The organism is Streptomyces sp. NPDC102279 (assembly GCF_044766365.1).
Lineage (GTDB): Bacteria > Actinomycetota > Actinomycetes > Streptomycetales > Streptomycetaceae > Streptomyces.
In genome coordinates this window covers 100,448-125,920 of sequence record NZ_JBIWLU010000011.1, presented here as the reverse complement: position 1 = coordinate 125,920, position 25,473 = coordinate 100,448, and the positions used below count along the sequence as shown (strand labels likewise).

Sequence of the window (25,473 nt, the reverse complement as noted above, 5' to 3'; positions counted from 1 at the left end):
CTGCAGAGCCGTGCGTCCAGCCCGTCACGACCGGCCCGCAAAGCGCCGCCACTTGTCCGGACCAGCGCTTTCGGCGGCCCGCGGCTCAGTCGGCCCGCCGTCGCGCGCGCCCCGGCCGGCCGCTCAGCCCAGCCGCTTCGCGAGCGCCGAGAACTCCGTCCACGAGAGTTCGGGCCTGTCCGGGTCCCACAGCTTCTGGACCGTGGCGCGCAGAGGCATGCGGATGCCGGCCGCGATCTGGTCCTGGGTCTGCGAGTTCGCGAGGTCGCACCAGACGGCGAAGGACCCGCCGAGGATCTGGGAGTCGTACTTCGCGGGGACCGCCGCCGTGCCGCGCAGGACGAGCGGCGTCCACTGCTCGTAGATGCGCTGTCCGGTCGGGTAGACGAAGGTCTGGGGCTCGCCGAGGACGTAGTAGAGGAACTCGTCGTTGTAGTTGATGACCTTGCGGCCCGCGGTCAGGTACTCGACCGGGGGCCGGGCCCCGATCTCCTTGCCGGTCCAGTACGCCACCTGGAGGTCGCCGTCCGCCTGGACGGTGCCGCCGCGGAAGAAGCCGTCGTTCCAGGCGCGCGCCGTCCGGCCGTGCCCCTGGACCACGGCGGCGCGGTCGTTCAGCCAGCCCGTCGCGAGGTCGGCGACGCTCGCGCCCGCGCCGTACTTGTTCCGCGCGGCGGTGGCGAGCTGCGGGAAGGAGGCGGCCGGGTTCGACACGGTCAGGGCCTGGTACTCGTCGCCGCCGACGTGCCAGTAGGCGCCCGGGAAGAGGTCCGCGTACTCGTTGAGCAGGTCGTCGACGATGTCCGCCGCGGCCGGCTTGGAGATGTCGACGGCGCCGCGTGTGGCCGCCCCGGACACGTTGCGCAGTTGGAGGTCGGGGTGCGCGGCGATGACCGCGCCGAGGTGTCCGGGCGAGTCGATCTCGGGGACGACGGTGATGTGTCGGCTCGCGGCGAGGGCGATGATCCGGCGGACCTCGGCCTTGCTCAGGTGTTGCTTCGACACGATCTCGGGGTGCGTGTCGGACTGGATGCGGAAGCCCTGGTCGTCGGAGAAGTGCAGGCCGAGCTGGTTGAACTTCAGGTCGCCGAGCTCGCGCACCCGGTCCTCGATCCAGCCCGCCGTGAAGTGCTTGCGGGCGATGTCGAGCATGAACCCGCGCTGCGGCTTCGCCGGCCGGTCGTTCACCACGCCCTCCGGGGCGGTGCCGCCGCCGTGCACCTCCTGCTTGAGGGTGCGCGTTCCGTAGAAGACCCCCGCCTCGGCGGGGCCCTTGATCGTGACCCGGTGGTTCCTGACGGTGAGGGTGTACGACTCGGGGCCCGCGGCGCCGTCGTTCAGGCCCAGCTCGACGTCGCCGTCCTCGGGGTCGTCCTGGCCCGCGTACGTCAGCTCGAGTTCCCCGGCGAGCAGTTTGCCCTCGTCGGCGAGAGCGGCGTCGTCCACGACGACCCGGCCACCGGAGGCGGGACGCCAGCCGGGGCCGTGGGCCGCGGTGTGCTCCCGTACGGCGGGAATGGTGCGGGGAGCCTTCGACAGGGGGTAGCTCCTGCTCGGCGAGGGACTGGCGCTGGGCGACACGCCGGCGGTCGCGGCCTTGGAGGCGTCGCCCGACCCGGCCGGTTCCCCGCTGCCGCCGCCCGGCCAGACCACGACGGCCACCGCGACGACGCCGGCGACCGCGAGACCGCCCGCGGCGATCTGGGCACGGCCCTGCCACCACGCCTTCTGCCGCGGCGCACGCCGCCTGCCTCCCGTCACGCCGCCATCCTCATTTCGTCAGCCGGGCCCCTCCCACAGGAGATCCACTCCTCCGACCAGGTGTACTCCTCCATCGGGGTGTCCACCTCTCCACTCCACCGCGAACTCTGCCCCGGCCGCCACCGCTGCCGTCCACCAGCCGCTCCGAAACTCTCCCGTCCGGGTGAAATTCGGGCATCCGTCGGACAGCTCTTGCCACATCTCGATAGCGTGAGCTGCACAGGTTTCACTTCTCCCCCTGCCGAAACACACGTATCGCGCGCACGTCACGCTCACGGGACGTCGCCTCTCTCCATCCATCGCCGAGGATCCACGCTGACGTCGCACCGTCTCCCACACCTCCCCGGCCGGGTCGCCCTGCCCGAACAGAAGAGCGCGGCGCCGTCCCCGGCCCGTCTCGACGGGTTCAACTCCGCGCCGGCCGAAGCGGTCACCCGGGCCCTGCTCACCTGCTGCCGCAGCCTGCGCTGGGCGCACCGGCTCGCCGCCCACCGGCCCTACCCGGATCTCGCCGCGCTGCTCGCCGCGTCCGACGAGGCAGCGTACGACCTGACCCCGGCCGACCTGGCCGAAGCCCTGGCCGGCGAGTCGCTGACGCTGCTCCCGGACGGCGCGTACTCCGCCGCCCACACCGCGCTGAGCGCCGCGCACGCCGCCTACGAGAGTCGATTCGGGCACGTGTTCGTCATCTGCCTGGACGGCTTCGCCCCGGGCGAGGCGCTCGACCAGGTGCTCGTGGGCATCCGGTCACGGCTGACGAACGACCCCGAGGAGGAGCGGTTCACCACCGCCGAGGAGCTGCGGCGACTGGCCCGCGGCCGGCTCTCCCGCCTCATCCTCCAGTTCGCCGCCCCGGACGGCCCGCGGCCGGGCCACGCCGACGCCGGGCGCCCGCAATAGCCCGAACGTGGCTGATTGATTGCCAGTTTGATCACATTGATAGGGCCGCTGTAAGCGTTCCGACAACACGTCGCTACGATGGCCGGGGCCGGTGGACCGTACCCGGCCGGGCCCGTCCGACACAGAAGCCGGCGCGGCCCCAATCCCCGCTCCCGGAGGGTTCTTCCGTGCCGGCTGGAACGCTGTACCGCGGCCGGGAAGGAATGTGGTCCTGGGTGGCTCATCGAGTCACCGGCGTCCTCATCTTCTTCTTCCTGTTCGTACACGTACTGGACACCGCTCTCGTCCGTGTCTCCCCCGAGGACTACGACAAGGTCGTGTCCACGTACAAGACCCCGATCGTCGCGCTGCTGGAGTACGGCCTCGTCGCCGCCATCCTGTTCCACGCGCTGAACGGCCTGCGTGTCATCGCCGTCGACTTCTGGTCGAAGGGCCCGCGCTACCAGAAGCAGATGCTCTGGTCCGTCGTCGGTATCTGGGTCGTGCTGATGGCCGGGGCGCTCTACCCCGTGCTCGGGCACGCATTCCGCGAAGTCTTCGGGAGCTGACACAGATGTCCACTACTGACACCGCCGCTTCCGGCATCGGCCCCGTCGAGGGTGCCGGAGAGTTCTCGGCGTACAGCGTCGACAACCCGGCCCCGTTCATCGAGGCCCCCCGCAAGCGCACCAAGAAGACCCCGAAGTCCACGCGTGGCAACTTCGAGATGTACGGCTGGCTCTTCATGCGCCTGTCCGGCATCGTCCTGGTCGTCCTGGTCATCGGCCACCTGCTCATCCAGCTCGTGCTGGACGGCGGCGTCTCCAAGATCGGCTTCGCCTTCGTGGCCGGCCGGTGGGCGAACCCCTGGTGGCAGGTCTGGGACCTGGCCATGCTGTGGCTCGCCATGCTGCACGGCGCCAACGGCCTGCGTACCGTCATCAACGACTACGCGGAGCGCGCGAACACGCGCCTGTGGCTGAAGGGCCTGCTCTACACCGCCACGGTGTTCACGATCCTGCTGGGCACGCTGGTGATCTTCACCTTCGACCCGAACATTCGCTAGGCACGGGGCTGAGGCAACCACTCATGAAGATCCACAAGTACGACACCGTCATCGTCGGCGCCGGCGGCGCCGGTATGCGCGCCGCCATCGAGTCGACGAAGCGCAGCCGCACCGCCGTGCTGACGAAGCTCTACCCCACCCGCTCCCACACGGGCGCCGCGCAGGGCGGCATGGCCGCCGCGCTCGCCAACGTGGAAGAGGACAACTGGGAGTGGCACACCTTCGACACGGTCAAGGGCGGTGACTACCTGGTCGACCAGGACGCCGCCGAGATCCTGGCGAAGGAGGCCATCGACTCGGTCCTCGACCTGGAGAAGATGGGCCTGCCGTTCAACCGGACGCCCGACGGGACGATCGACCAGCGCCGCTTCGGCGGTCACTCCCGCAACCACGGCGAGGCCCCGGTCCGCCGGTCCTGCTACGCCGCGGACCGCACCGGTCACATGATCCTCCAGACGCTGTACCAGAACTGCGTCAAGGAGGGCGTGGAGTTCTTCAACGAGTTCTACGTCCTCGACCAGCTCATCGTCGAGGTCGCCGGCGTCAAGCACTCGGCGGGCGTCGTCGCCTACGAGCTCGCGACCGGCGAGATCCACGTCTTCCAGGCGAAGTCCGTGATCTACGCCTCCGGCGGCACCGGCAAGTTCTTCAAGGTGACCTCCAACGCGCACACGCTGACCGGTGACGGCCAGGCCGCCGTCTACCGTCGCGGGCTGCCGCTGGAGGACATGGAGTTCTTCCAGTTCCACCCGACCGGCATCTGGCGCATGGGCATCCTGCTGACGGAGGGCGCCCGCGGTGAGGGCGGCATCCTCCGCAACAAGGACGGCGAGCGCTTCATGGAGAAGTACGCGCCGGTCATGAAGGACCTCGCGTCCCGTGACGTCGTGTCCCGCTCCATCTACACGGAGATCCGTGAGGGCCGCGGCTGCGGTCCCGAGGGCGACCACGTCTACCTCGACCTCACGCACCTCCCGCCGGAGCAGCTCGACGCCAAGCTGCCCGACATCACCGAGTTCGCGCGCACCTACCTCGGCATCGAGCCCTACACGGACCCGATCCCGATCCAGCCCACCGCGCACTACGCCATGGGCGGCATCCCGACGAACGTCCAGGGTGAGGTCCTCTCGGACAACACCACGGTCGTCCCGGGTCTGTACGCGGCCGGCGAGGTCGCCTGCGTGTCCGTGCACGGCGCCAACCGCCTCGGCACGAACTCGCTGCTGGACATCAACGTGTTCGGCAAGCGCGCCGGTATCGCCGCCGCGGAGTACTCGGCGAAGGTCGACGCCCACATCGAGCTGCCGGAGGACCCGGCCTCGAAGGTCGTGGCCCAGGTCGAGCGCCTGCGCGACTCCACGGGCACCGAGCGGGTCGCCGCGATCCGCCTGGAGCTCCAGGAGTGCATGGACGCCAACGTGATGGTGTTCCGCACCGAGCAGACGATCAAGACGGCGGTCGAGAAGATCGCGGAGCTGCGCGAGCGCTACCTGAACGTCTCGATCCAGGACAAGGGCCGGCGCTTCAACACGGACCTCCTCGAGGCCATCGAGCTGGGCAACCTGCTCGACCTCGCCGAGGTCATGGCCGTGTCCGCACTCGCCCGCAAGGAGTCCCGCGGCGGTCACTACCGCGAGGACTACCCGAGCCGCGACGACGTCAACTTCATGCGCCACACCATGGCGTACCGCGAGGTCGGCGACGACGGCACCGAGTCCATCCGACTCGACTACAAGCCGGTCGTCCAGACCCGCTACCAGCCGATGGAGCGTAAGTACTGATGGCTACTCCCACCCTGGACAAGGCGGACGCCGCCGGCGCGCCCGAGGCCGGTTTCGGCGACTCGCCGTACATCACCGCCACGTTCCGCATCCGCCGCTACAACCCGGAGATCTCGGCGGAGGCGGTCTGGGAAGACTTCCAGCTGGAGATCGACCCCAAGGAGCGTGTCCTCGACGCGCTGCACAAGATCAAGTGGGACCAGGACGGCACGCTCACGTTCCGACGGTCCTGCGCGCACGGCATCTGCGGCTCGGACGCCATGCGGATCAACGGCAAGAACCGCCTGGCCTGCAAGACGCTGATCAAGGACCTGAACCCCGAGAAGCCGATCACGGTCGAGGCCATCAAGGGCCTGACGGTGCTGAAGGACCTCGTGGTCGACATGGACCCGTTCTTCCAGGCGTACCGCGACGTGATGCCGTTCCTCATCACGAAGGACACCAACGAGCCGACGCGCGAGCGTCTGCAGTCGGCCGAGGACCGCGAGCGGTTCGACGACACCACCAAGTGCATCCTGTGCGCGGCGTGCACGTCGTCCTGCCCGGTGTTCTGGAACGACGGCCAGTACTTCGGTCCGGCCGCCATCGTGAACGCCCACCGCTTCATCTTCGACTCGCGTGACGAGGCCGGCGAGCAGCGGCTGGAGATCCTCAACGACAAGGACGGCGTGTGGCGTTGCCGCACGACGTTCAACTGCACGGACGCCTGCCCCCGAGGCATCGAGGTCACGAAGGCGATCCAGGAGGTCAAGCGCGCGCTGATCACGCGTCGCTTCTGACCGCTCCACGCACGGCCGAAGGGCCCCGCTCCCCACTCGGGAGCGGGGCCCTTCCGCATGCCGTCAGCCGCGCAGGACGCGGCCCTGCTTGTCGGTGCGGTCGTTGCTCGTGAAGAACAGGATCGCGTCGATCAGGGCCCAGATGCCGAGGCCGCCGCAGGTGAAGAGCTGGGCGATGGCGACACCGGTGGAGCCGACGTAGAAGCGGCCCGCGCCGAATCCGCCCAGGAACAGCTGGAGAACTCCGGCGATCACCTTGGACTTGTCGGAGTAGGGACGGCCCTGCGGGTCGTAGCCGTAGGGCGCGTCAGGGGTGGGGACGGTCATGAGTACTGCTCCTGGATGACTGAAGGCGGCCGGAGCGGGTCGCTCCGGTGAGCGCCCAGGAGGGGTCCCATGGCAGAGATCGCCCATGGACGGCGTGCACGTCGTCCCCCCTGTGCCGTCGGAGCGTACGGAGATTCATGCACTTAATGGGAGAGAAATTGATCAATCTTGCTCATTCCGTGATCATGATCCGCTCCTTCGTGACACCCGCTCAGGGGGCGGTCCACAGCACGGCGTCACCGCCCACCGGGGCGGGGCAACCGCGCCCCGGCTAGACGACGTTGCGGAGCACCGCCCAGGCCACCGCGGTCAGCAGCACCAACGCCTGGGTGCGCGGCTTCAGTTCGGGGCGCCAGTGGCGTCCGCGCAGGCCCTGGACCATCCAGCGCGCCAGCAGGGTGAGGGCGAACGGCGCGGCGAGGAGCAGCAGCCTGTTGTCGTACCAGGCGGCGGCGACGTGGCCGTGCATCAGGTCGTAGACCATGCGGGTACCGCCGCAGGCGGGGCAGAGCAGGCCGGTGAGACACCGGAAGGGGCACGCGGGCAGCAGATGGCCCGGCTCGTGCGGATCGGTGACGTAGAGGTAGCCGGCCCCGGCCGTCCCGGCGGCGAGCACCGCGAGAGGTGCCGCCGCCGGGTGCCGCAGCGCGACCCTGCGCGCCGCGACGGAGTCAGCCACGCAGGACCCGGCCGTCGGAGTCGGTGGCGCTGTTGCCGACGAGCAGCATGATGCCGTCGATCAGGGCCCAGACGCCCAGGCCGCCACAGGTGAGCAGCTGGGCTATGCCGATGCCGACGTTGCCCATGTAGAAGCGTCCGATGCCGAGGCTGCCCAGGGTGAGCTGGAGGACGCCGGCGACGATCTTCGACTTCTCGGAGTACGGGCGGCCGTAGGGGTCGTAGCCGTACGGGGCGTTCGGGTCGCCGGTGTAGGTGCCGGGCGGGACCGGACCGCCCGGGTAGCCGCCCGGCCCCGGGTAACCACCCGGTCCCGCGTAGCCGCCCGGCCCCGCGTAGCCGGGCCCGGGGTGGCCGTACTGGCCCGGGTTGTCGTAGGGGCCCTGCTGGGCGTACGGGCCGGGCTGTCCGGCGTCGTAGGGGCCGGTGCCGCCGGGCGGGGTCGCTCCGGCGTTCGGGTAGCCGTAGCCGGGCGGCTGGTTCGGGGGCTGCGGCGGCTGCTGCGGCTGGTCGGTCAAGGCGCTGACTCCTGGTGTGCCCGCACGGGACGGCGCGGGACTGGGATGCGAAAGGCGAAGATCGGTCAGGCCATCTTGCAGGAGGAGGCCCGGGCGGAGAAGTGGGTTCGCCCCATGGGCTCCGGCCTGGATCTTGTGCGCATGGCGCTCGCCCTTCACGTCTCGTCGACGAACGTCACCATGGCCGTGCCGACGGATCTACGAGCCAGCACTGACCACCGGCCGTGCGACCGAGCGTCGCACCGCGGCCGCCGTCCGCCCCGTCCCGTCCCGTCCCGTCCCGCCCCGCCCCGTCCCGGTGGCCCGTATCGCCTCAACGGGTGATCACATGTTCGGCCCGCGGTCCGGCCCGCGGCGACCGTCCCCGCCCCTGCCTAATCTGATGGCATGTCAGATGACGTGTCATACGAGCTGCTCGGGCTCGACAACGTGCTGTTGGTCGTCGGGAACCTCGGCGAGGCGGTCGGCTTCTACGAGCGGGCCGGCTTCCCGCTGGCCTTCCGGCTCGACGAGGCCGGGATCGCCCTGCTGAAGATCGGCAAGGAGACGCCCGGGGTGCTGCTGCGCCTGGACGACGAGCTGAGCCACCGGCCGCCGCCGTGGGCGTCGCCGCGGCTGTGGCTGGAGGTGCCGGACGCCCGGTCCGCGGCCCGCGCCCTGGCGGCGGCGGGCATCCCGCCGCTCGACGAGCCCTTCTCCGTCGCCACCGGCTGGACAGTCGAGTTCGCCGACCCCTGGGGCAACGTCATCGGCCTGACGGACTACACCAAGCGCCCGGAACTCGCGCGCAGGGCCTGAGAGTCGGGACGGCGGTCCGCGGCCGGGCTCCGGGGCAGGGGTCTGTCCGGATCCCACTTGAACATGTTCAAAAGCAGGTCTACATTCATTCCTGACAGCGTTTTGAACGCGTTCAAGAAGGGGTGGGGACATGGATCTCACAGTCGTCGCGTACGTCATCTACCTGCTCGTCAGCATCGCGCTGACGGTCTGGGTGGCCCGCACGCTGAGCACGAACGGGCGGATCTTCCTGTCGGACGTCCTGCACGGGAACGAGAAGCTCGCCGACGCGGTCAACCACCTTCTGGTGGTGGGCTTCTACCTGGTCAACCTGGGCTTCGTCGCGCTCTACCTGCACCAGAGCGACGAGATCTCCAACGCCCGCGAGATCTTCGAGGCCCTCTCGACCAAGCTGGGCGTCGTCCTGCTGGTGCTCGGCGTCATGCACCTGGGCAACGTGTACGTGCTCAACAAGATCCGCCGCCGGGGTGTCATGGAGCGCGAGCAGGTCCCGCCGGTGCGGCCGACGGACTGGGCCGCGCCCGCGGCCGGGGTGTGAGACCGGTGCCCGGCACCCAGGCCGGCCCGGACCGGGACGCCGCGCGCGTCCCGGTCCGCGGGCTCACCGTCCTCTACGACCCGCGCTGCTCGCTGTGCGCCTTCCTCAAGGACTGGCTCGCCCGGCAGGCGCAGCTGGTCCCCCTCCGGCTCGTGCCGGTCGCCTCGGAGGAGGCCCGGCGGCGCTTCCCCCGGCTCGACCACCGCGCCACGCTGAGCGAGATCACCGTCGTGGGGGACGCCGGCCAGGTCTACCAGGGAGCGGCCGCCTGGATCGTCACCCTGTGGGCGCTGCGCGAGTACCGGCCGCTGGCCCACCGGCTGAGCACTCCCACCGGGGCGAAGTTCGCCCGGGGTGCCGTCCTCGCCGCCGCCAAGTGGCGCGAGGCCCAGCGGTCCGAGCGGTGGGGCGGCGGGGCCTATCACTGGGGCGACGGGTGGAGCTACGAGCCGGCGGCGGGCTGGACGTACGCGCCGCCCTGCGACAGCGGCGGATGTTCCCCCGCTCCCACTCGTTAGGCTCGTCCCGTGCCAGCACCGACAGACAGCCCCGTCCCCAGCGAGTCCTCCGTGCCCTCCACCTCCCCGGCCCCCGCGGGCAAGGACGCGGGCAGGAGCCCCGGCAAGAGCGAGCAGACCCGGGCCCTGATCCTGGAGACGGCGATGCGGCTGTTCCAGGAGCGGGGCTACGACAAGACGACCATGCGGGCCATCGCTCAGGAGGCCGGGGTCTCGGTCGGGAACGCGTACTACTACTTCGCCGGCAAGGAGCACCTGATCCAGGGCTTCTACGACCGGATCGCGGGCGAGCACCAGGAGGCCGTCCGCGAGGTGCTGGACCGTGAGACCGACCTGGAGGCCCGGCTGGGCGGGGTGCTGAAGGCGTGGCTGGACATCGCCACGCCGTTCCACGAGTTCGCGGTGCAGTTCTTCAAGAACGCCGCGGACCCGGACAGCCCGCTCAGCCCCTTCTCCCCCGAGTCGGAGCACGCGCGCGCGGAGGCCATCAGCGTCCACAAGGAGGTGCTCGCCGGGGCGAAGACGAAGGTGCCCGAGGAACTGCGCGAGATCCTCCCCGAGCTGATGTGGCTCTCCCAGATGGGGCTCGTCCTGTACTGGGTCTTCGACCGTACGGAGGGCCGCGAGCGCAGCTACCGGCTCGCCGAGCGCGGTGCGCGGCTGACCGCGCGCGGTGTCTCACTGGCCCGGTTCCGCCTGCTGCGTCCCCTCGTCCACGAGGTGCACGAGCTGTTCACGGACTTCCTGCCGGGGATGACGAAGGCGCTGTCCGACCCTGCGAAGAAGCAGGGCAAGAAGGAGACCTGAGGGGCGGCCGGAGGCTGACCCGAGAGGCCGCCGGGGGAAAGGCGTAAGGGGCGCCCGTCCATGGCGGGAACCCCTTACACACTCGGTTCGCGGCTGCCCGCGGCCTCAGTTGACCGCGTCGGCGTCCACCTCGCCCGCCGTCAGCTCCACGTCGTGCACCAGCGGCTCGTCGGCCACCACGACGTGCCGGGCCCGCGCCCCGTACGAACGGGACGTCGCCGAGAGCAGGTACGTGCCGGGCGAAGGGACCGAGACGATGTACGAGCCGTCGGCCAGCGAGGTCACGCGGTCGAGCTGACGGCCGCCCTTGGACAGCAGGGTGAGGACCGCGCCGTCGACGGGCACACCCTCCGCGTCGCGGACCAGGCCGTGGACGACGTTCGCGCCGCCCCCGACGGGGGCGGGCTCCTCGGCGGGCGGCGCCTCGGCCGCTTCGACCGCCAGGTGCGGCAGCCGCTTCTCCAGCCCCGCGGGCAGCCACCAGTTGGAGTTGCCGAGCAGGTGCATCGCGGCCGGCACCAGGGCCGTACGAAGGATGAAGGCGTCCAGCGCGACCGCGGCGGCGAGCCCGACACCCGCCATCGCGGCTCCCGAGTCGCCGCTCAGGACGAAGGCCAGGAAGACGCAGACCATGATCAGCGCGGCGGAGTTGATGACCCGGCTGGTCTCTGCCAGACCGACTCGCACCGCCCGCGCGTTGTCCTTGGTGTGCACCCATTCCTCGTGCATGCGGCTCACCAGGAACACCTGGTAGTCCATGGAGAGTCCGAAGAGGAGCGAGAGCATGATGACGGGCAGGAACGCGTTGATCGGGCCCTCCTTGCCGAGGCCGAGGAGCTCCAGGCCCCAGCCCCACTGGAAGACCGCGGTGAGGACGCCGAAGGACGCGGCGGCGGCGATCAGGTTCATCAGCGCGGCCGTCAGCGGGACCACCAGCGAGCGGAAGGCGACCAGCAGGAGCAGGAAGCCGAGGCCGATGATCGTGGCGACGAAGTACGGCAGCCGGTCGCCGGTGATCGTGGCGAAGTCCTTCGACACGGCGGTGACACCGCCGACGTGCGCCGTCGCGCCCGCGTCGGGGATCACCCGGTCCCGCAGGGTGTCGATGAGCTCGTCGGTCCGCTGCGACTGCGGTGACGTCGTCGGCACGACCTGGATGACCGTCACGCCGTGCGCGGGCGGCAGCGCGGCGACCCGGGCCACGCCGTCCGTGCCGTCGATGCCCTTCACCAGGGCGTCCGTGTCACCGGCGGTCACCACCACCTGCAGGGGCCCGTTGAAGCCGGGCCCGAAGCCTTCGGCGAGCAGGTCGTAGGCCTTCCTGGTGGTGGTCGTGGCGTCGTCGTTGCCCTGGTCGGTGGCGCCGAGGCGCAGCGACAGGACGGGGATCGCGAGGATCGCCATGACGACCACGGCGACGGCGGCGATCGTCCGGGGGCGGCGCTGAACGGTCGAGGACCAGCGGGCCGCGGCGCCGCTCGTCCGCTCCTGCTCGGGGCCCCGCTCGGCGAGCCGGCGCCGCTGGCGGCGGCTGAGCACCCGTACGCCGAGCAGGCCCAGCAGCGCCGGCAGCAGGGTGGTGGCCGCGAGAACGCTGAACACGACGGTGAGGGACGTCCCGATGACCACGCCGTCCAGGAAGCGCAGGTTCGTCACGAGCATGCCGGCGAGCGCGATGCACACCGTGCCGCCCGCGAACAGCACGGCCCGGCCGGAGGTGTTGAGGGCGGTGACCGCCGACTCCTCCGGCTCCATGCCGCGCAGGATGCCCCGTCGGTGCCGGGTGACGATGAACAGCGCGTAGTCGATGCCGACGCCGAGGCCGATCAGGGTCGCCAACAGCGGTGCCAGGTCCGGGATGTCGGTGCTGTGGCTGAGCAACTGCGTCGAGAACAGGCCCGTACCGACACCGAAGACGGCGATGCCGATGGGCAGCAGCATCGCGAAGAGCGAGCCGAACGCGAGGAAGAGGACCAGGGCCGCGGCCAGGATGCCGACCATCTCGGCGAGCCCGGTGGGCGGTTCCTGCACCCGCTGGATCGCCTGACCGCCCAACTCGACCCGCAGGCCGTCCCGTCCGGCGTCCCGGGCGGTGTCGAGGACGTCCTGGACCAGCTCCTTGGGTACGGCGTCCGCCTGCTCGGTGAAGGTGACCTGGGCGTACGCGATCTCGCCGTTCCGGCTGATCTGCGCCGCGCCCCGCTTCCCCTCGTACGGTCCCGCGACCGCGCCGACGCCCTTCATGCCGGCGATCTCGTCCAGCGCGGGCTGGATCCGGGAACGGACGGACGCGTCCCCGACCGTCCCCTCGTCGACCTTCCACACCACCGTGTCGGTGTCCCCCGCGCTCTCCGGGAAGGCCTTCTCCATCTGGTCGTACGCGCGCTTGGAGTCCGTGTTCGGGAGGGAGAACACGTTCGCGTAGTCCGTGCCCGCGGTGGTCGCCGCGAAGCCCAGACCGAACAGTGCGCCCACCCACAGCAACAGGACCACCAGCCGATGCCGATAGCACCAACGTGCCAATGCCGCCACGCTCAACGCTCCTTATCCGGTAGGTCGATCGGTCGGTCCCCCAGGTCCTGCTCACCAGGATCGACGGCGCCGCACGCCCCGGGACACGACGCGCCCATGACTCTCAAGGAACTCCAAAGGGGGAACCGCCCCCGCTGGCGTCGGCCCCGCCGATACTGGGGGCATGAGCGCACACGAGGGATCCACCGTCCTCGTCGTCGAGGACGAGCCGAGCATCGCCGACGTCCTCACGATCGCGCTGCGCTACCACCGGTTCGAGGTGATGGCCGCCGGGACCGTCCGCGAGGCCCTCGAACTCGCCGAGCGCACCCGCCCCGACGCGGCTCTGCTCGACATCATGCTGCCGGACGGCGACGGCCGGGCCCTCGGCCGTGAACTGCGGGCGCGCCGCCCCGGACTGGCCATCGTGTTCCTCACCGCGCGGGACGCGCCCGCCGAGATCGTCGGCGCGCTCGGCTTCGGCGACGACTACATCACCAAGCCGTTCAACATCGACGAGGTCGTCGCCCGCATCACCGCCGTGCTGCGCCGGACGCGGCCCGACGACGTCCTGCCACAGCGCCCGCCCCTGCGGTACGGCGATCTGGAGCTGGACGAGACGACGTACCGCGTGCACCGCGCGGGCACCACCGTCGAGCTCACCCCCACCGAGTACGCCCTGCTGCGCTTCCTCGTCCGCAACGGCGGGCGGATCGTGCCCAAGGAGCAACTCCTGCGCCACGTCTGGCAGTACGAGCACCCCGCCGAGTCCACGGTCGTGGAGACGTACATCAGCTATCTGCGGCGCAAGCTCGAACCGCTGGGGCCACCGGTGATCCAGACCCGGCGGGGCGTCGGATACGGACTCGCATGAGGCCGCCCGCACGGCCCTCGCTCCCCCGCCCGCGCCGCCGGCACGGCGTCCACTCGCTCCGCGGCCAGCTCACGCTCGCGAACGTCGCGCTCCTCGCCCTCGGCATCGTGACGGCGACCGCCGTGAGCCTGATGGGCATGCGGCACTATCTGCTCGACCAGGTGGACGCCCAACTCGCCAAGACCCGCGAGTCGCTGGGCGTATCCCGGCTCACCATGAGCCAGATCGACTCGCTGACCGCCCTGGCCTTCGTCCGGGACCGGATCGGGCCCGTTGTGGACGAGTCGCCCAAACCGGACTCGCTCTTCGCCGCCGTCGACCGGCACGGCCGGGCCGTCGAGGTCGCCGGCTTCGAACCCACCGACACACAGCGCGCGTTCGCCGCCACCGTGGACGAACCCGGAGCACTCGCCCGCGACGGTGACCCGCACGACATCACCGTCCACGGCGCCGACTACCGGGCGACCGGGGCCCGCCTCGCCGACGGCACGTACGTCCTGTTCGCCTCCTCGACCGACGGACTGCACAAGGGCATCGCGAAGGCCCTCAAGCTCGATCTGACCGTCGGCACCCTGCTGTTGGCGCTTCTCGCCTGCCTCACCATGTTCAGCGTGCGCCGCAGGATGCTGCCGCTGGAGGCCATGGTGGAGACCTCGTCGGCCATCGCCGACGGCGACCTCACCCGGCGCGTGCCCTCCAGCCACCGCCCGACCCAGGAGGTCGAACAGCTTCGGCTCGCCCTCAACTCCATGCTCCAGCAGGTCGAGTCGGCCCACCGGACCCGCGAGCGCAGCACCGCCCAGCTGCGCCGGTTCGTCGGCGACGCCTCGCACGAACTGCGCACCCCGCTGGCGGCGATACGCGGATACCTCCAGCTGTACGACAAGGGGATGCTCACCGACCCCGTCGAGCGCAGACGCGCCTGGGACCGGATGAACGGCGAGGCCGACCGCATGAGCCGCCTCGTCGACGAACTCCTCACACTGGCCCGGCTCGACCAGCGGCCGGAACTGCGCTTCCGGAGCGTCGACCTGAGCCGGCTGGTGCGGGACGCCGCCGAGGACCTGCGTGCCCAGCAGCCCGGCCGTCCGGTGACCGTGGACGCCGAAGGCACCCTGCTCGTCCAGGCCGACGAGTCCGGGCTGCGACAGGTGCTGGGAAACCTCGTGGGCAACGTACGCACCCATACGCCCGCCGACGTGCCGGTGCGGATCGGGCTGGAGCGCGCGGACGGTGTCGTACGGCTGTGTGTCGCGGACAAGGGTCCCGGGCTCGCCGAGGAGGACGCGACGCGTGTCTTCGACCGCTTCTTCCGGGCGGGCGGCGGCGCGGGCAGCGGGCTCGGCATGGCCATCGTGCACGGCGTGGTGACGGCCCACGGGGGCGGCGTCGCCGTGCGCACGGCCCCCGGCGAAGGTCTCGACGTGACGGTGACCCTGCCGGTGCGGTGAGGCGGCGGTGTCCGCGGGCGCGTCGCGCCCGCCGGGGCTGAGGCACCTCTTCGGTACTGCTGTGACCTGCGGGAACGGACTTGGGCAGATGCTGACCCGGGCGATTGAACACCGGCCCGCACGGTCCCGTACACCACGCTGAAGGCGGCATCGGTCTCCACGCCCCGGTCCGTCACGCCACCACCGCGCCGCGCACGGAAGGACCGCCGGGTTGTCGTTCACATCGAGCTCTCGACAGCTGCCGAACACGGACGGGACGCCGGAACCGGAGACGCCCGAACCGGGCGCACCCTCCCCCGGGCCCGAGCAGACCACGCCTGTCCCCGACGGCGAGCGAACGCCCTCGGCCGCAGAGCCGGCACACGACGCGACCGACACCGAGCCGGGGCCGGACGCAGCCGTCCCGGAGGGTGAGCGGGAAGCGTCCTCCCCGGCGACCGAGGAGCACACCGAAGCGTCCGGCGGCGGGGAAGCCGCGGACGACGGAGACGGCGGCGACGACGGAGACGGGCGCCGGGACGCGGACCCCGCGAGCCCCTCGGGCCCGGGCGGCAACGGGGGCGAGGGTGTGGAGAGGGATGCGGGCCCGGTACCGGCAGCTGACGGGAGCGATGGCGGGAGTGCTGGAGAGGCGGCTGCCGCGGGTGGATGGCTGCGGAGGCGGTATCCGGTCGTCGCTCGCGTCCTCGCGTGGACGGTGACCGGTCTCGCCGCCGCGCTCGTGCTGTTCGCGCTGCTCATGCCCAGCCACGCGGACCAGTTCCACCCGGCACAGTTCCTGCGCGTGCCGGTGGAGGCCGTGTTCGGCGCGGCCCTGGTGCTCGTTCTGCCGCGCAGGCCGCGGATCGCCGTCGCCGTGGTCGCCGGGCTCGCCCTCGGCGTCCTGACCGTCCTGAACCTCCTCGACGTCGGCTTCAACGAATACCTGGGCCGGGGCTTCAACGTCGTCCTCGACTGGGCGCTGTTCAGCGACGCGCAGGCCTACCTCCAGGACACCTTCGGCAGGGGCGGAGCGCTCGGCATCGCGGTGCTGGCCGTGGTGCTCGTGATCGCCGTCCTGGCGCTCATCACGCTGTCGGTGGTCCGGCTGGGCAACCTGGTGGCCCGCAACCACGAGGTGGCGACGCGCGCCACGCTGGTGGCGGCCATCGTCTGGGTGACGTGCGCGGCGCTCGGCGTGCAGGTCACCGGCGTGCCCATCGCCTCCGAGCATGTCGCGCTGGCCCTCCAGGACCGGGCGCATCGGGTCCGCGACACGATCCGGGACGAGGCCGAGTTCGCGAAGATCGCCAAGAAGGACACCTTCGCGAACACGCCACCGGACCAGCTCCTCACGGATCTGCGCGGCAAGGACATGATGATCACCTTCATCGAGAGCTACGGCCGCAGCGCCATCGAGGACCCGGTGATGGCTCCCGGCGTCGACGCGACCCTGACCGCGGAGAACAAGAAGCTCACCGGGGCCGGGTTCGCGGCGAAGAGCGGCTGGCTCACGTCGGCGACGTACGGCGGCAGCAGCTGGCTCGGCCACTCGACGTTCCTGTCGGGCCTGTGGATCAACAACCAGCAGCGCTACCGCACCGTCACCGCGGGCGATCACCTGACGCTCCCCGGCGCCTTCGAGAAGACCGGCGACTGGGACACCGTCGGCGTGATGCCGGGCGTCCAGAAGGCGTGGCCCGAGCAGAAGTTCTACGGCATCGACAAGCTCTACGACTCCCGCGACCTCGGCTACCAGGGCCCGAAGTTCAGCTGGTCCACGATGCCCGACCAGTACGCGCTGACCGCGTTCGAGCGCCTGGTGCACGGCAAGAAGCACGACAAGCCGCTCATGTCGACGGTCATCCTGACGTCGAGCCACCAGCCGTGGGCCCCCATCCCCAAGACGGTCCCCCAGGACCAGGTCGGCGACGGATCGGTCTACGACGCCATCGAGAAGGCCGGCAAGAGGCCCGGGGACATCATCACCAGCTCGCAGAAGTCGAAGGAGGAGTACGGCAGGTCCATCCAGTACTCGGTGACGAGCCTCATCGACTACCTGGTGAAGTACGGCAGCAAGGACACCGTGCTGATCTTCCTCGGCGACCACCAGCCGATCGCCCGGGTCAGCGGCAACCACGCCAGCCGTGACGTACCCGTCTCGATCGTCGCCAAGGACCCGAAGGTGCTCGACCGGATCGCCGACTGGGGCTGGACGGACGGCCTCCAGCCCGAGCACGGCGCGCCGGTCTGGAAGATGAGCGCGTTCCGCGACCGCTTCCTGACGTCGTACGGATCGACTCCGCACTCCTGACGGCCGTCCCGTGGCGACGCCCCCGGCGGCGCCACGGGTGCCGGCGGGGCCGTCAGATCCAGACCAGCCTCCAGAGCCGGAAGACGCCGGTGCCGTCGGACAGGTACTGGCCGCCGCCGACGTCCTCGCTGCTGAGGACGTAGTCCTTGCGCTGCCAGAGCGGGACCAGCGGAACGTCCTGTGCGACGGACTCCTGGAGGTGACGGAACGCGTCGGTCGCCCTGCTGCGGTCCTTCTCCTGCTGGCTCTCCCGGATCAGCCGGTCGACGTCCTTGCTGCTGTAGCCGTTCTTCATGGAGTTGCCGGTGCCGACGAGCGGTGCGCCGAAGGTGTCGGGGTCGGGGTAGTCGGCGACCCAGCCGACCGCCCAGGCGTCCAAGGAGCCCTCGGCGTACCGCTTCTGGAAGTCCGTCCACTCGTAGCCCTTGGTCGTCACCTTGAACAGTCCGCCCGCCTCCAGCTGCTGCTTGAGCTCGGCGGCCTCCTCGCCCGCCGCGCCCCGGCCCTCGGCGTATCCGTAGGTGAACCGCACGGGCAGCGTGACGCCGGCCTCGGTCAGCAGGGCGCGCGCCTTCTTGGCGTCCGGTTTCGGGTAGGCGTCGAAGAAGGACGTCGAGTGACCCGTGATCCCCGCCGGTATCAGCCCGTACAGCGCCTCGGCGGTCCCCTTGTACGTCCGCCCGACGAGCTGCTCGCGGTCGATCAGCGAGGCGACGGCCTGGCGGACCCGCGGATCGTGCAGCGGCGAGGACGCGCGCACGTTCAGGACGAGGTTGCGGGTCTCGGCGCTTTCGGCCTCCGTGACCCGCTGCTTCGGGTCGCTCGGCGAGAGACCGGCGAGCATGGCGGGCGGCAGCTGACGGGCGGCGACGTCGAACTCCTTCGCCTTCCAGGCGGCCTCCAGGGCCTGCGAGTCGGGGTAGTAGCGCAGTACGACGGGCTTGCCGAGATCCTTGACGGCGCCTTCGTAGCCGGAGTTGGGCGTGAGGACGGCCTGCTGGTTCTTCGCGTACTTCTTCAGCGTGTACAGGCCGGTGCCGTCCGCGTCGGTGCCGGTGCGCAGGGCGCGCTTGGGATAGCGGGTGTGGTCGACGATCGACCCCGCGCCGGTCGCCACCTTGAACGGGAAGGTGGCGTCGGGCGAGGACAGGTGGAAGGTGACGGTCTGCCCGCTCGCGTCCACGCTGCCGAGGGTCGACAGCAGGGAGGCGGGCCCCACCTCGGAGTTGATGCGCTTGACCCGTTCGAAGGAGAACTTCACGTCCTCGGCGGTCATCCGGCGTCCGCCCGGGAACGTCACGTCGTCGCGGAGCGTGCAGCGATAGGTCCGCAGCCCGGAATCCGAGAACGCGCAGCGCTTCGCGGCGTCCGGTACGGGTTCGGCGCCACCGGGCTCGAACGTCAGCAACGACTGGAACAGGTTGCTGAACAGGGCCCAGGACCCGGCGTCGTAGGCACCCGCCGGGTCGAGCGAGGTGACGGCGTCCGTCGTGCCGACCGTGATGGTGCGGTCGGTGTTCTCCTTCTTCGGCAGCAGCTGCCAGCCCGCCACACCCACGCCCGCCAGGACGAGTAGTACGGCCAGAACTCTTACGCGAACCGATCGCATCGGTTGCCCTCCCCAAAGGCCACCGCAGGCCACTCCCCTGGTGACGCGGATCACCTAATCACAGGAGTTTCCGGAGGGAAGGCGGTTTCGGGAGAGTGTTCGACAACGATGCGGGCAGCCTCGGCGGACGCCTCACAGCAGGCTCTCAGGCTTCTCGCGAGGCCAGCTCCACGACCGTGATGTCCGAGGGCGCGCCCACCCTGGTCGGCGGCCCCCAGGCGCCCGCGCCCCGGGAGACGTAGAGCTGGGTGTCGCCGTAGCGCTCCAGCCCCGCGACGGTCGGGTTGGCGGCGGCCGCGATGAAGTTGCCGGGCCACAGCTGTCCGCCGTGGGTGTGTCCGGACAGCTGGAGGTCGACGCCGTGGCGTACCGCGTCGTGGATCTGGACCGGCTGGTGGGCGAGCAGGACACAGGCCCGCGCGGTGTCCCGGTCGCCGAGCGCCCTGCCGAAGTCGGGACCGTGTCCCTCGCTCTCGCCCTGTACGTCGTTGACGCCGGCGAGGTCGAATCCGGCCAGCTCGGTGCGGGCGTTCTCCAGGGGGTGGATGCCCAGCTCCCGTACCTCCCGGACCCACTGCTCGGCCCCGGAGAAGTACTCGTGGTTCCCGGTGACGAAGTAGGCGCCGTGCCGGGCCCGCAGTCCGGCGAGCGGGGCGGCCGCGGGGCCGAGGTTCTTGACGCTGCCGTCGACCAGGTCGCCGACGACGGCGATCAGGTCCGGCTGCGTGGAGTTGATGGTGTCGACGACCTTCTGCGCGAAGCCGCGCCCGAGCACCGGCCCGAGGTGGATGTCGCTCACGACGGCGATCCGGAACCCGTGGGCGGACCGCGGCAGTTTGGCGAGCGGCACGGTGACCCGCTTCACCGCGGGCCCGCGCAGCACGCCGTACGTGCCGTATCCGACGGTCCCCACCGCGGCGGCGGCGACGGCTCCGCCCACGACGCGCGAGACGAAGAGGCGGCGCGACGGAGCCGCAAGGGGGCCGTCCACGGGGGCCGCCGTGTCCCCGGGTGCGACCGGCTCGGCCGGAGCGGGGGGCTCGGCGGGCTCACCGGGCTTCGTCGAGGCCGGTTCCTTCGGGACGGCTTCCTTCGGGACCGGCGCGCCCGGGGTGCGGGACGGTCCGGCCGACGTGGCATGCGACACGGCGTCGGTGTCGGTGTCGGCACCGGCTTCCGTTCCGGTGGCCCGTCGTGTCGCGGCGCGGCGGTCGAGGGCTCGTCGGAGGAGAGGCCGTACGAGCTCGCCGACCAGCAGCGCGAGCAGAAGATAGACCGCCAGGGCCATCCACAGGAACCCGGGCCAGCCCAGGGTCCGCTGCAGCCAGAAGGGGGCGCCCGCCCGCTCGCTCACCACGGCGCCGAGCATCAGCAGCGGTCCGGCGACGAAGACGGCGGCACCCAGACGGCGGGCCGTTCCGGGGCCGGCCGTGGTGTCCCGCACCAGGCGGCGCCAGGCATACCAGTGGAACCCACCGAGTACGGCCAGCGCGGCCACACCCACCAGCACGAACACGAGGACCATGGCGCCCGTCCCCGTTACGAGGTCCGGCGCGAAGCGCGTACGCCGCGCAACCCGATGCCCCCGACGACCGTCCCCAAGACAAAGGAGACGACGGCCAGGGTCAGATGCACCCAGAAGTAGGCCGTCGGATCACCCGCGTCGTCGAACGCGAGCCCGCTGCCGTCCTTGTACAGGTTCTTGATGAAAGTGACCCAAATGACCCAACTCCACACCCCGAAGGCGAGCAGGAACCAGGAGATGGGGCGGCTGAGCTTCATGGGTTCAGTATCGCCGTCGTCGACCGCGACCCGGCGCCGGGGTGTGGAGGGCGCGGACACGTCCCCGTACGGCGGTGGGACTTCCCGCCCTCAGCCATGTAATTTCTCGACCGTGCCCGCCTCGAAAAAGACCATCAAGCGATCCCTGTTGGTCACTTCAGCCACCTTGTTGACCCTGTCCCTCACCGCGCCCGCGTTCGCGGACGCCGACACGAGCCCCAAGGCCTCCCCGTCGGCCTCACCGTCCGCCACTCCGCCGGCGAACATGTCGACCGTCGGCGGCGAGCAGCTCGGCCTCCCCGGGAGCCAGGTGAACCTCGGCGACGGTGTGCCGGTGCTGCCCAAGGACGTCACCGCCCGCTCCTGGATCGTCGCCGACGCGGAGTCCGGTGACGTCCTCGCCTCGCACAACGCGCACTGGCGGCTGCCCCCGGCCAGCACGCTGAAGATGCTGTTCGCCGACACGCTGCTGCCCAAGTTCCCGAGGAGCACCTCGCACAAGGTGGTCTCCTCCGACCTGGCGGGCATCGGCTCGGGCTCCAGCATGGTGGGGATAAAGGAGAACGAGACCTACTCGGTCCACGACCTGTGGCTCGGTGTCTTCCTGCGGTCCGGCAACGACGCCGTGCACGTGCTGTCCGCGATGAACGGGGGCGTCGACCAGACGGTCCGGGACATGCAGGAGCACGCCGAGGACCTCCAGGCGCTCGACACGAACGTGGTGAGCCCGGACGGCTACGACGCGAGCCGCCAGGTGTCGTCGGCGTACGACCTGACGCTGTTCGCCCGTTCGGGTCTGCAGAAGAAGGACTTCCGGGAGTACTGCTCGACGGTGCGCGCGAAGTTCCCCGGCGGGACGGCCAAGAACGCGAAGGGCCGGACGACCCGCGAGTCCTTCGAGATCCAGAACACCAACCGGCTGCTGACGGGTGACAGCGATGTCACCACGTACCAGGGCATCGCCGGGGTGAAGAACGGCAACACGACCAACGCGGGTGCCACGTTCACCGGTGTCGCGGAACGGGACGGCAAGGTGCTGCTCGTCACGGTCATGAACCCGGAGAAGAGCGAGCACAACGAGGTCTACAAGGAGGCGGCACGGCTCCTGGACTGGGGCTTCCAGGCCTCGGGAAAGGCCCAGCCGGTGGGTGAACTCGTGCCGCCCAAGGGCGTCGACACCTCCGCGCAGCCGGGCGCGAAGGCCTCGGGCGGAGCCACCCCGGACGCCTCGAAGAAGCCCGTGACGGCCTCTTCCGCCTCCGCGAAGGGCGGTTCGAGCGGTGTCGGCATCGCGCTCGCCATCACGGGCGGCGTCCTCGTCCTGCTCGCCGCGGGCCTCTACCTCGTGAACCGTCGCTGGCCCGGACGCTCCAAGAGCTGACCCGCCGGCGCAGCCGACCTGCCGGGTACGAGGAAGTCCCGGCGCCTGACAGGCGCCGGGACTTCCTCGTACCCCGGGCGTCACGGTTCCGCCCCCACGGGGATCACGCGGTCCGGCGGCCCTCCGAGCCGGACGGCGTGCGGGGACCGGCCGCCGGTTCGTCCGGGCCGGGCTCCTCGGCCGCCTCGGCCTCCTCCACGTCCTCTCCGGACTTCCTCGGCGCGTCGGCCTCCGCGAGCTCCTCCTCCTGTCCCAGCTCCTCCTCCTTGCTCCCCGTCGCCGTCCACGCGGAGCAGAAGAGGAGCAGTTTCGAGGTGAAGTTGATCCACAGGAGCAGCGCGATCGGCACCCCGAAGGCGCCGTACATGCTCTTCGAGGCCACGCCCCGCATATAGCCGCTGAGCAGCAGCTTGAGCAGTTCGAAGCCGATCGCGCCGATCAGCGAGGCGACGATCAGCCGGCGCCGCGGCGGCTGGACACCGGGCAGCAGCGTGAGCACGTACAGCAGGACGAGGAAGTCGGCGAGGACGGCCACCGCGAAGGCGATGGCCTGGAGCAGCACGCTCCCCCAGCCGTTCTCGTCGATGCCGATCTGTCGCGACGACCAGCCCACCGCCGTGGACGCGAGCGTGGAGACAGCGATGGTGAGGAGCACGGCGCCGCCCAGGCCGAGGAGCACACCGCCGTCCTTGCCCTTGCGCAGCAAGGGGTTCTCCTCGCTGTCCGGCAGTTCCCAGACCGCGCGGAGGCACTCCCGCATCGAGCCGACCCAGCCGATACCGGTGACCAGCAGCAGGGCGCCCGCGATGAGTCCGATGGTGCCCGCGTTCTGGACGAGGCTGTTGATGTCGAGCTGGTCGGAGATTCCCGGCACCTGCTCGGCGAGCTTGTCCTGAAGGTCCTTCTGCTGCTGGGTGCTCAGCGTCGCGGCACCGATCGCGGCGGCGACGGTCAGCAGCGGGAAGAGGGCCACGAAGCTGATGAAGGTCATCGCCGCGGCGAGCCGCGTCCACTTCACCCGGTCCAGCCGCTCGTACGAGCGCCACGCGTGCGTGGTCATCAGGCGCACGACCAGAGGCCCCACGCCGGGAATCTTTTTCAGCCAGTCCATGATCCGACTCTGCCCTCGCCTCGGAAAACCAATGTGCGGGTACCCCAAAATCGCAGGACAGTGGCGATCGCCATGCCGATTCCCGCCCCGGAGACGGTGTCGGCGCGCCGCGAGGTGAACCCGAGCCCGTAGTGACTGACGGCGATGCACAGCAGCTGCACCAGCGCGCCCGCGATGTTCACGGCGAGGAAGACCGCGTACCGGCGCGACCCCCGGGCCGCGTGCCGGTAGGTGCCGAGCGCGTTCCCGGCGTACGCGACCGAGCAGCCCGCCAGGAACGAGAGCGCCTTGGCGGTCAGCGGATCCAGATCCGCGGGACCTCGCAGCCAGAGGAAGAGGCCGAGGTCGGCGGCGTAGGCGAGGAGTCCGGCGGTGGCGAAGCCGGCGACCTCGCGGAGGAACCGCGCGCGGGGGCCCGGTCCGGCCGGGCCGGCCGCTCGGACGTCCGGTTCCGCGGCGGCTTCCCCGGGGGCGGCGGGCCCGGGGCCGGCGGGGAGCTCGGCGACGCTCACCACTTCGCCACCGCGAGTCCGTACATCGCGAGCCACACGAGGCCGATGACGGCGAGCGCGCGGTCGTGCAGGACCACGTCCTCCGGCTCACCCGCCGTTCCCCGGTCGGCGAACACGGCGTAGCGCAGGACGGCGAAGATGAACGCGACCATGGACAGCTGGCGCCAGGGCAGCGCGTCCGTGCTGGGCACGCTGCCGGCCTCCAGGGCCCACAGGCAGTAGCCGAGGACGGACACTCCGGCCGCCAGCTGCCAGACGAAACGCAGGTAGCCGGTCGTGTACTCGGTGAGCAACGCGCGCGTGGCGCCCGCTTTCCCGGCCATCTGCACGGCCTCGGAGTATCGCTTCGCCGACACCATGAACAGCGCCCCGAAGCCCGTGGTGATCAGGAACCAGCGCGACAGGGGGATGCCGAGGGCCAGGCCGCCGACCATCGCGCGCATCAGGAACCCGGCGGTGACGACGACGAGGTCCACGACGAGCACGTGCTTGAGGCTGACGCAGTACGCCAGCTGCATGCCGATGTACGCGGTCAGCAGCGCGCAGACGGCCGGTGGGCAGAGCCAGGCGGCGAGGGCGGGCGCGAGGACCGCGAGGGTGCCGCCGACGGCGTAGGCGACGGGGACGGGGACCTGGCCCGCGGCGACCGGGCGGTGGCGCTTCACGGGGTGGGCACGGTCCGCGGCGGCGTCCCGGGCGTCGTTGATCAGGTACACGGCGGCGGCGCAGGCCGTGAACAGGGCGAAGACGATCGCGAGTCGGCCGAGCGCGTGGAGGGAGAACAGCCGGCCCGCGGCGGCCGGGGCGGCCACGACGAGCACGTTCTTCACCCACTGGCGGGGGCGCGCGGTCCCGAGAAGGCCCCGGACGAGACCGGTCAGGCTTCTCGGTGGCGGCGCGAGGGCGGCGGCGCGCTCCAGGAGCGCCGTGCGCTCAGCCATGGCGCACCCCGATCCACCGGGCGCCCAGTCCGGCCGCCGCGGCTCCCAGGGCGGCGCCCGCGGCGACATCCGTCGGGTAGTGGACACCGACGACGAGGCGCGAGAGGCACATCGCGGCGGCGAGCGGCGCGGCGACGGGTGCCACGGGCGCTCCGAAGGCGACGGCGGCGGCCACCGCGGAAGCGGCGTGCGAACTGGGGAAGGAGTGCCGTCCCGCCGTGCGCACCAGTGGTGTCACGTGGGTGGGGCGCGGGCGGCGCACGATGCGCTTCACCGCCATGCTCGCGAGGTGCGCGGTGGCCGTGAGGGCGCTCGCGCGCAGCCAGGCGCCTCGGCGTTCCCGGTCGACGGCCGCTCCCGCCAGTCCGGCGGCGAGCCAGAGCGCGCCGTGTTCGCCGCTCCAGGACAGGGCACGCGCGGTGGCCGCGACGCGCGGGTCGTCGCCGTAGGCGTGGATCATGGACAGCAGCCGCCGGTCCACGCCGTCGAGCCGCAAGGCCGTACTGTCGCCGCCCCGGTCCATGCTGTCGGTGCCGCGGTCCATGGCGTCACGGGAGT

The 25,473-nt window shown here is 71.0% G+C and carries 25 protein-coding genes; 13 read left to right on the top strand and 12 right to left on the bottom strand.

Annotated elements, in window-relative coordinates; all coding sequences use genetic code 11:
• Positions 1-123: 123 nt before the first annotated feature.
• Entirely contained in the window at positions 124-1,701 is a 1,578-nt protein-coding gene (locus ACIRQH_RS27685; protein ID WP_404227572.1) for a glycoside hydrolase family 20 protein, read from the bottom strand.
• A 354-nt stretch (positions 1,702-2,055) separates the two neighbouring features.
• On the opposite strand from ACIRQH_RS27685, the gene ACIRQH_RS27680 reads away from it, so the two are divergent.
• The 5 genes from ACIRQH_RS27680 to ACIRQH_RS27660 all read left to right on the top strand — a co-directional run bounded on the left by ACIRQH_RS27680 (position 2,056) and on the right by ACIRQH_RS27660 (position 6,266).
• On the top strand, positions 2,056-2,661 hold the full coding sequence (locus ACIRQH_RS27680) for a 2-oxo-4-hydroxy-4-carboxy-5-ureidoimidazoline decarboxylase (RefSeq protein ID WP_358816653.1): 606 nt from the start codon (positions 2,056-2,058) through the stop codon (positions 2,659-2,661).
• A 167-nt stretch (positions 2,662-2,828) separates the two neighbouring features.
• A complete protein-coding gene (sdhC, locus tag ACIRQH_RS27675; RefSeq protein ID WP_121405616.1) occupies positions 2,829-3,209 on the top strand; it encodes a succinate dehydrogenase, cytochrome b556 subunit in 381 nt (126 codons plus the stop codon).
• A 5-nt stretch (positions 3,210-3,214) separates the two neighbouring features.
• Complete coding sequence (locus ACIRQH_RS27670; protein ID WP_081219015.1) at positions 3,215-3,706, top strand: succinate dehydrogenase hydrophobic membrane anchor subunit; 492 nt, start codon at positions 3,215-3,217, stop codon at positions 3,704-3,706.
• A 23-nt stretch (positions 3,707-3,729) separates the two neighbouring features.
• A complete protein-coding gene (gene sdhA, locus ACIRQH_RS27665; protein ID WP_404227317.1) occupies positions 3,730-5,487 on the top strand; it encodes a succinate dehydrogenase flavoprotein subunit in 1,758 nt (585 codons plus the stop codon).
• Positions 5,487-6,266: a succinate dehydrogenase iron-sulfur subunit gene (locus ACIRQH_RS27660; RefSeq protein ID WP_355880515.1), complete on the top strand. Its 780-nt coding sequence runs from the start codon at positions 5,487-5,489 to the stop codon at positions 6,264-6,266. Before sdhA ends, ACIRQH_RS27660 begins: the two co-directional genes overlap by 1 nt.
• A gap of 63 nt (positions 6,267-6,329) precedes the next feature.
• Here ACIRQH_RS27660 and ACIRQH_RS27655 read toward each other — a convergent pair whose 3' ends face one another.
• The 3 genes from ACIRQH_RS27655 to ACIRQH_RS27645 form a co-directional block, all read right to left on the bottom strand.
• Entirely contained in the window at positions 6,330-6,593 is a 264-nt protein-coding gene (locus ACIRQH_RS27655; RefSeq protein WP_355880518.1) for a TM2 domain-containing protein, read from the bottom strand.
• 271 nt (positions 6,594-6,864) lie between these two features.
• Positions 6,865-7,272, bottom strand: a complete 408-nt coding sequence (locus ACIRQH_RS27650) for a DUF2752 domain-containing protein (RefSeq protein ID WP_358816512.1) — start codon at positions 7,270-7,272, stop codon at positions 6,865-6,867.
• Complete coding sequence (locus tag ACIRQH_RS27645) at positions 7,265-7,789, bottom strand: TM2 domain-containing protein (RefSeq protein ID WP_358816511.1); 525 nt, start codon at positions 7,787-7,789, stop codon at positions 7,265-7,267. The genes ACIRQH_RS27650 and ACIRQH_RS27645 overlap by 8 nt, the downstream gene beginning before the upstream one ends.
• A 387-nt stretch (positions 7,790-8,176) precedes the next feature.
• On the opposite strand from ACIRQH_RS27645, the gene ACIRQH_RS27640 reads away from it, so the two are divergent.
• From ACIRQH_RS27640 to ACIRQH_RS27625, 4 genes are all read left to right on the top strand, one after another.
• Positions 8,177-8,587 carry a VOC family protein gene (locus ACIRQH_RS27640; RefSeq protein WP_358816510.1) on the top strand — a complete coding sequence of 137 codons (411 nt, stop codon included), beginning with the start codon at positions 8,177-8,179 and terminating at the stop codon, positions 8,585-8,587.
• 130 nt (positions 8,588-8,717) lie between these two features.
• Positions 8,718-9,125, top strand: coding sequence for a hypothetical protein (locus tag ACIRQH_RS27635; RefSeq protein ID WP_355880529.1), 408 nt, complete (start codon positions 8,718-8,720; stop codon positions 9,123-9,125).
• Positions 9,126-9,130: 5 nt separating this feature from the next.
• Complete coding sequence (locus ACIRQH_RS27630; RefSeq protein ID WP_358816509.1) at positions 9,131-9,643, top strand: DCC1-like thiol-disulfide oxidoreductase family protein; 513 nt, start codon at positions 9,131-9,133, stop codon at positions 9,641-9,643.
• A gap of 51 nt (positions 9,644-9,694) precedes the next feature.
• A complete protein-coding gene (locus ACIRQH_RS27625) occupies positions 9,695-10,450 on the top strand; it encodes a TetR/AcrR family transcriptional regulator (RefSeq protein WP_404227568.1) in 756 nt (251 codons plus the stop codon).
• 105 nt (positions 10,451-10,555) lie between these two features.
• Here the strand turns inward: ACIRQH_RS27625 and ACIRQH_RS27620 are convergent, their stop codons facing one another.
• Positions 10,556-12,973: an MMPL family transporter gene (locus tag ACIRQH_RS27620; protein WP_404227565.1), complete on the bottom strand. Its 2,418-nt coding sequence runs from the start codon at positions 12,971-12,973 to the stop codon at positions 10,556-10,558.
• A gap of 172 nt (positions 12,974-13,145) precedes the next feature.
• Between ACIRQH_RS27620 and ACIRQH_RS27615 the strand changes: the two genes are divergently transcribed.
• The 3 genes from ACIRQH_RS27615 to ACIRQH_RS27605 all read left to right on the top strand — a co-directional run bounded on the left by ACIRQH_RS27615 (position 13,146) and on the right by ACIRQH_RS27605 (position 17,579).
• A complete protein-coding gene (locus tag ACIRQH_RS27615) occupies positions 13,146-13,835 on the top strand; it encodes a response regulator transcription factor (protein ID WP_081219006.1) in 690 nt (229 codons plus the stop codon).
• Positions 13,832-15,286 carry an ATP-binding protein gene (locus ACIRQH_RS27610; RefSeq protein ID WP_404227310.1) on the top strand — a complete coding sequence of 485 codons (1,455 nt, stop codon included), beginning with the start codon at positions 13,832-13,834 and terminating at the stop codon, positions 15,284-15,286. Before ACIRQH_RS27615 ends, ACIRQH_RS27610 begins: the two co-directional genes overlap by 4 nt.
• A 211-nt stretch (positions 15,287-15,497) precedes the next feature.
• On the top strand, positions 15,498-17,579 hold the full coding sequence (locus ACIRQH_RS27605; protein ID WP_404227307.1) for a sulfatase-like hydrolase/transferase: 2,082 nt from the start codon (positions 15,498-15,500) through the stop codon (positions 17,577-17,579).
• Between the two features lie 52 nt (positions 17,580-17,631).
• On the opposite strand, the gene ACIRQH_RS27600 is transcribed toward ACIRQH_RS27605, so the two are convergent.
• The 3 genes from ACIRQH_RS27600 to ACIRQH_RS27590 all read right to left on the bottom strand — a co-directional run bounded on the left by ACIRQH_RS27600 (position 17,632) and on the right by ACIRQH_RS27590 (position 20,970).
• Complete coding sequence (locus ACIRQH_RS27600) at positions 17,632-19,188, bottom strand: ABC transporter substrate-binding protein (protein WP_404227305.1); 1,557 nt, start codon at positions 19,186-19,188, stop codon at positions 17,632-17,634.
• A 145-nt stretch (positions 19,189-19,333) separates the two neighbouring features.
• Positions 19,334-20,713, bottom strand: a complete 1,380-nt coding sequence (locus ACIRQH_RS27595) for a metallophosphoesterase (protein WP_404227302.1) — start codon at positions 20,711-20,713, stop codon at positions 19,334-19,336.
• A gap of 14 nt (positions 20,714-20,727) precedes the next feature.
• Positions 20,728-20,970: an SCO4848 family membrane protein gene (locus tag ACIRQH_RS27590; protein WP_358816504.1), complete on the bottom strand. Its 243-nt coding sequence runs from the start codon at positions 20,968-20,970 to the stop codon at positions 20,728-20,730.
• 112 nt (positions 20,971-21,082) lie between these two features.
• Between ACIRQH_RS27590 and ACIRQH_RS27585 the strand changes: the two genes are divergently transcribed.
• Entirely contained in the window at positions 21,083-22,351 is a 1,269-nt protein-coding gene (locus ACIRQH_RS27585; RefSeq protein WP_358816503.1) for a D-alanyl-D-alanine carboxypeptidase, read from the top strand.
• A 103-nt stretch (positions 22,352-22,454) separates the two neighbouring features.
• Here the strand turns inward: ACIRQH_RS27585 and ACIRQH_RS27580 are convergent, their stop codons facing one another.
• Genes ACIRQH_RS27580 through ACIRQH_RS27565 form a run of 4 tightly spaced genes read right to left on the bottom strand, consistent with a single transcriptional unit; the run spans position 22,455 to position 25,459 of the window.
• Positions 22,455-23,462, bottom strand: coding sequence for a YihY/virulence factor BrkB family protein (locus tag ACIRQH_RS27580; protein WP_388869312.1), 1,008 nt, complete (start codon positions 23,460-23,462; stop codon positions 22,455-22,457).
• Entirely contained in the window at positions 23,450-23,974 is a 525-nt protein-coding gene (locus ACIRQH_RS27575; RefSeq protein ID WP_404227298.1) for a GtrA family protein, read from the bottom strand. Before ACIRQH_RS27575 ends, ACIRQH_RS27580 begins: the two co-directional genes overlap by 13 nt.
• On the bottom strand, positions 23,971-24,915 hold the full coding sequence (locus tag ACIRQH_RS27570) for a decaprenyl-phosphate phosphoribosyltransferase (RefSeq protein ID WP_404227296.1): 945 nt from the start codon (positions 24,913-24,915) through the stop codon (positions 23,971-23,973). The genes ACIRQH_RS27575 and ACIRQH_RS27570 overlap by 4 nt, the downstream gene beginning before the upstream one ends.
• Positions 24,908-25,459: a phosphatase PAP2 family protein gene (locus tag ACIRQH_RS27565; protein WP_388929588.1), complete on the bottom strand. Its 552-nt coding sequence runs from the start codon at positions 25,457-25,459 to the stop codon at positions 24,908-24,910. Before ACIRQH_RS27565 ends, ACIRQH_RS27570 begins: the two co-directional genes overlap by 8 nt.
• Between the last annotated feature and the right edge of the window lie 14 nt (positions 25,460-25,473).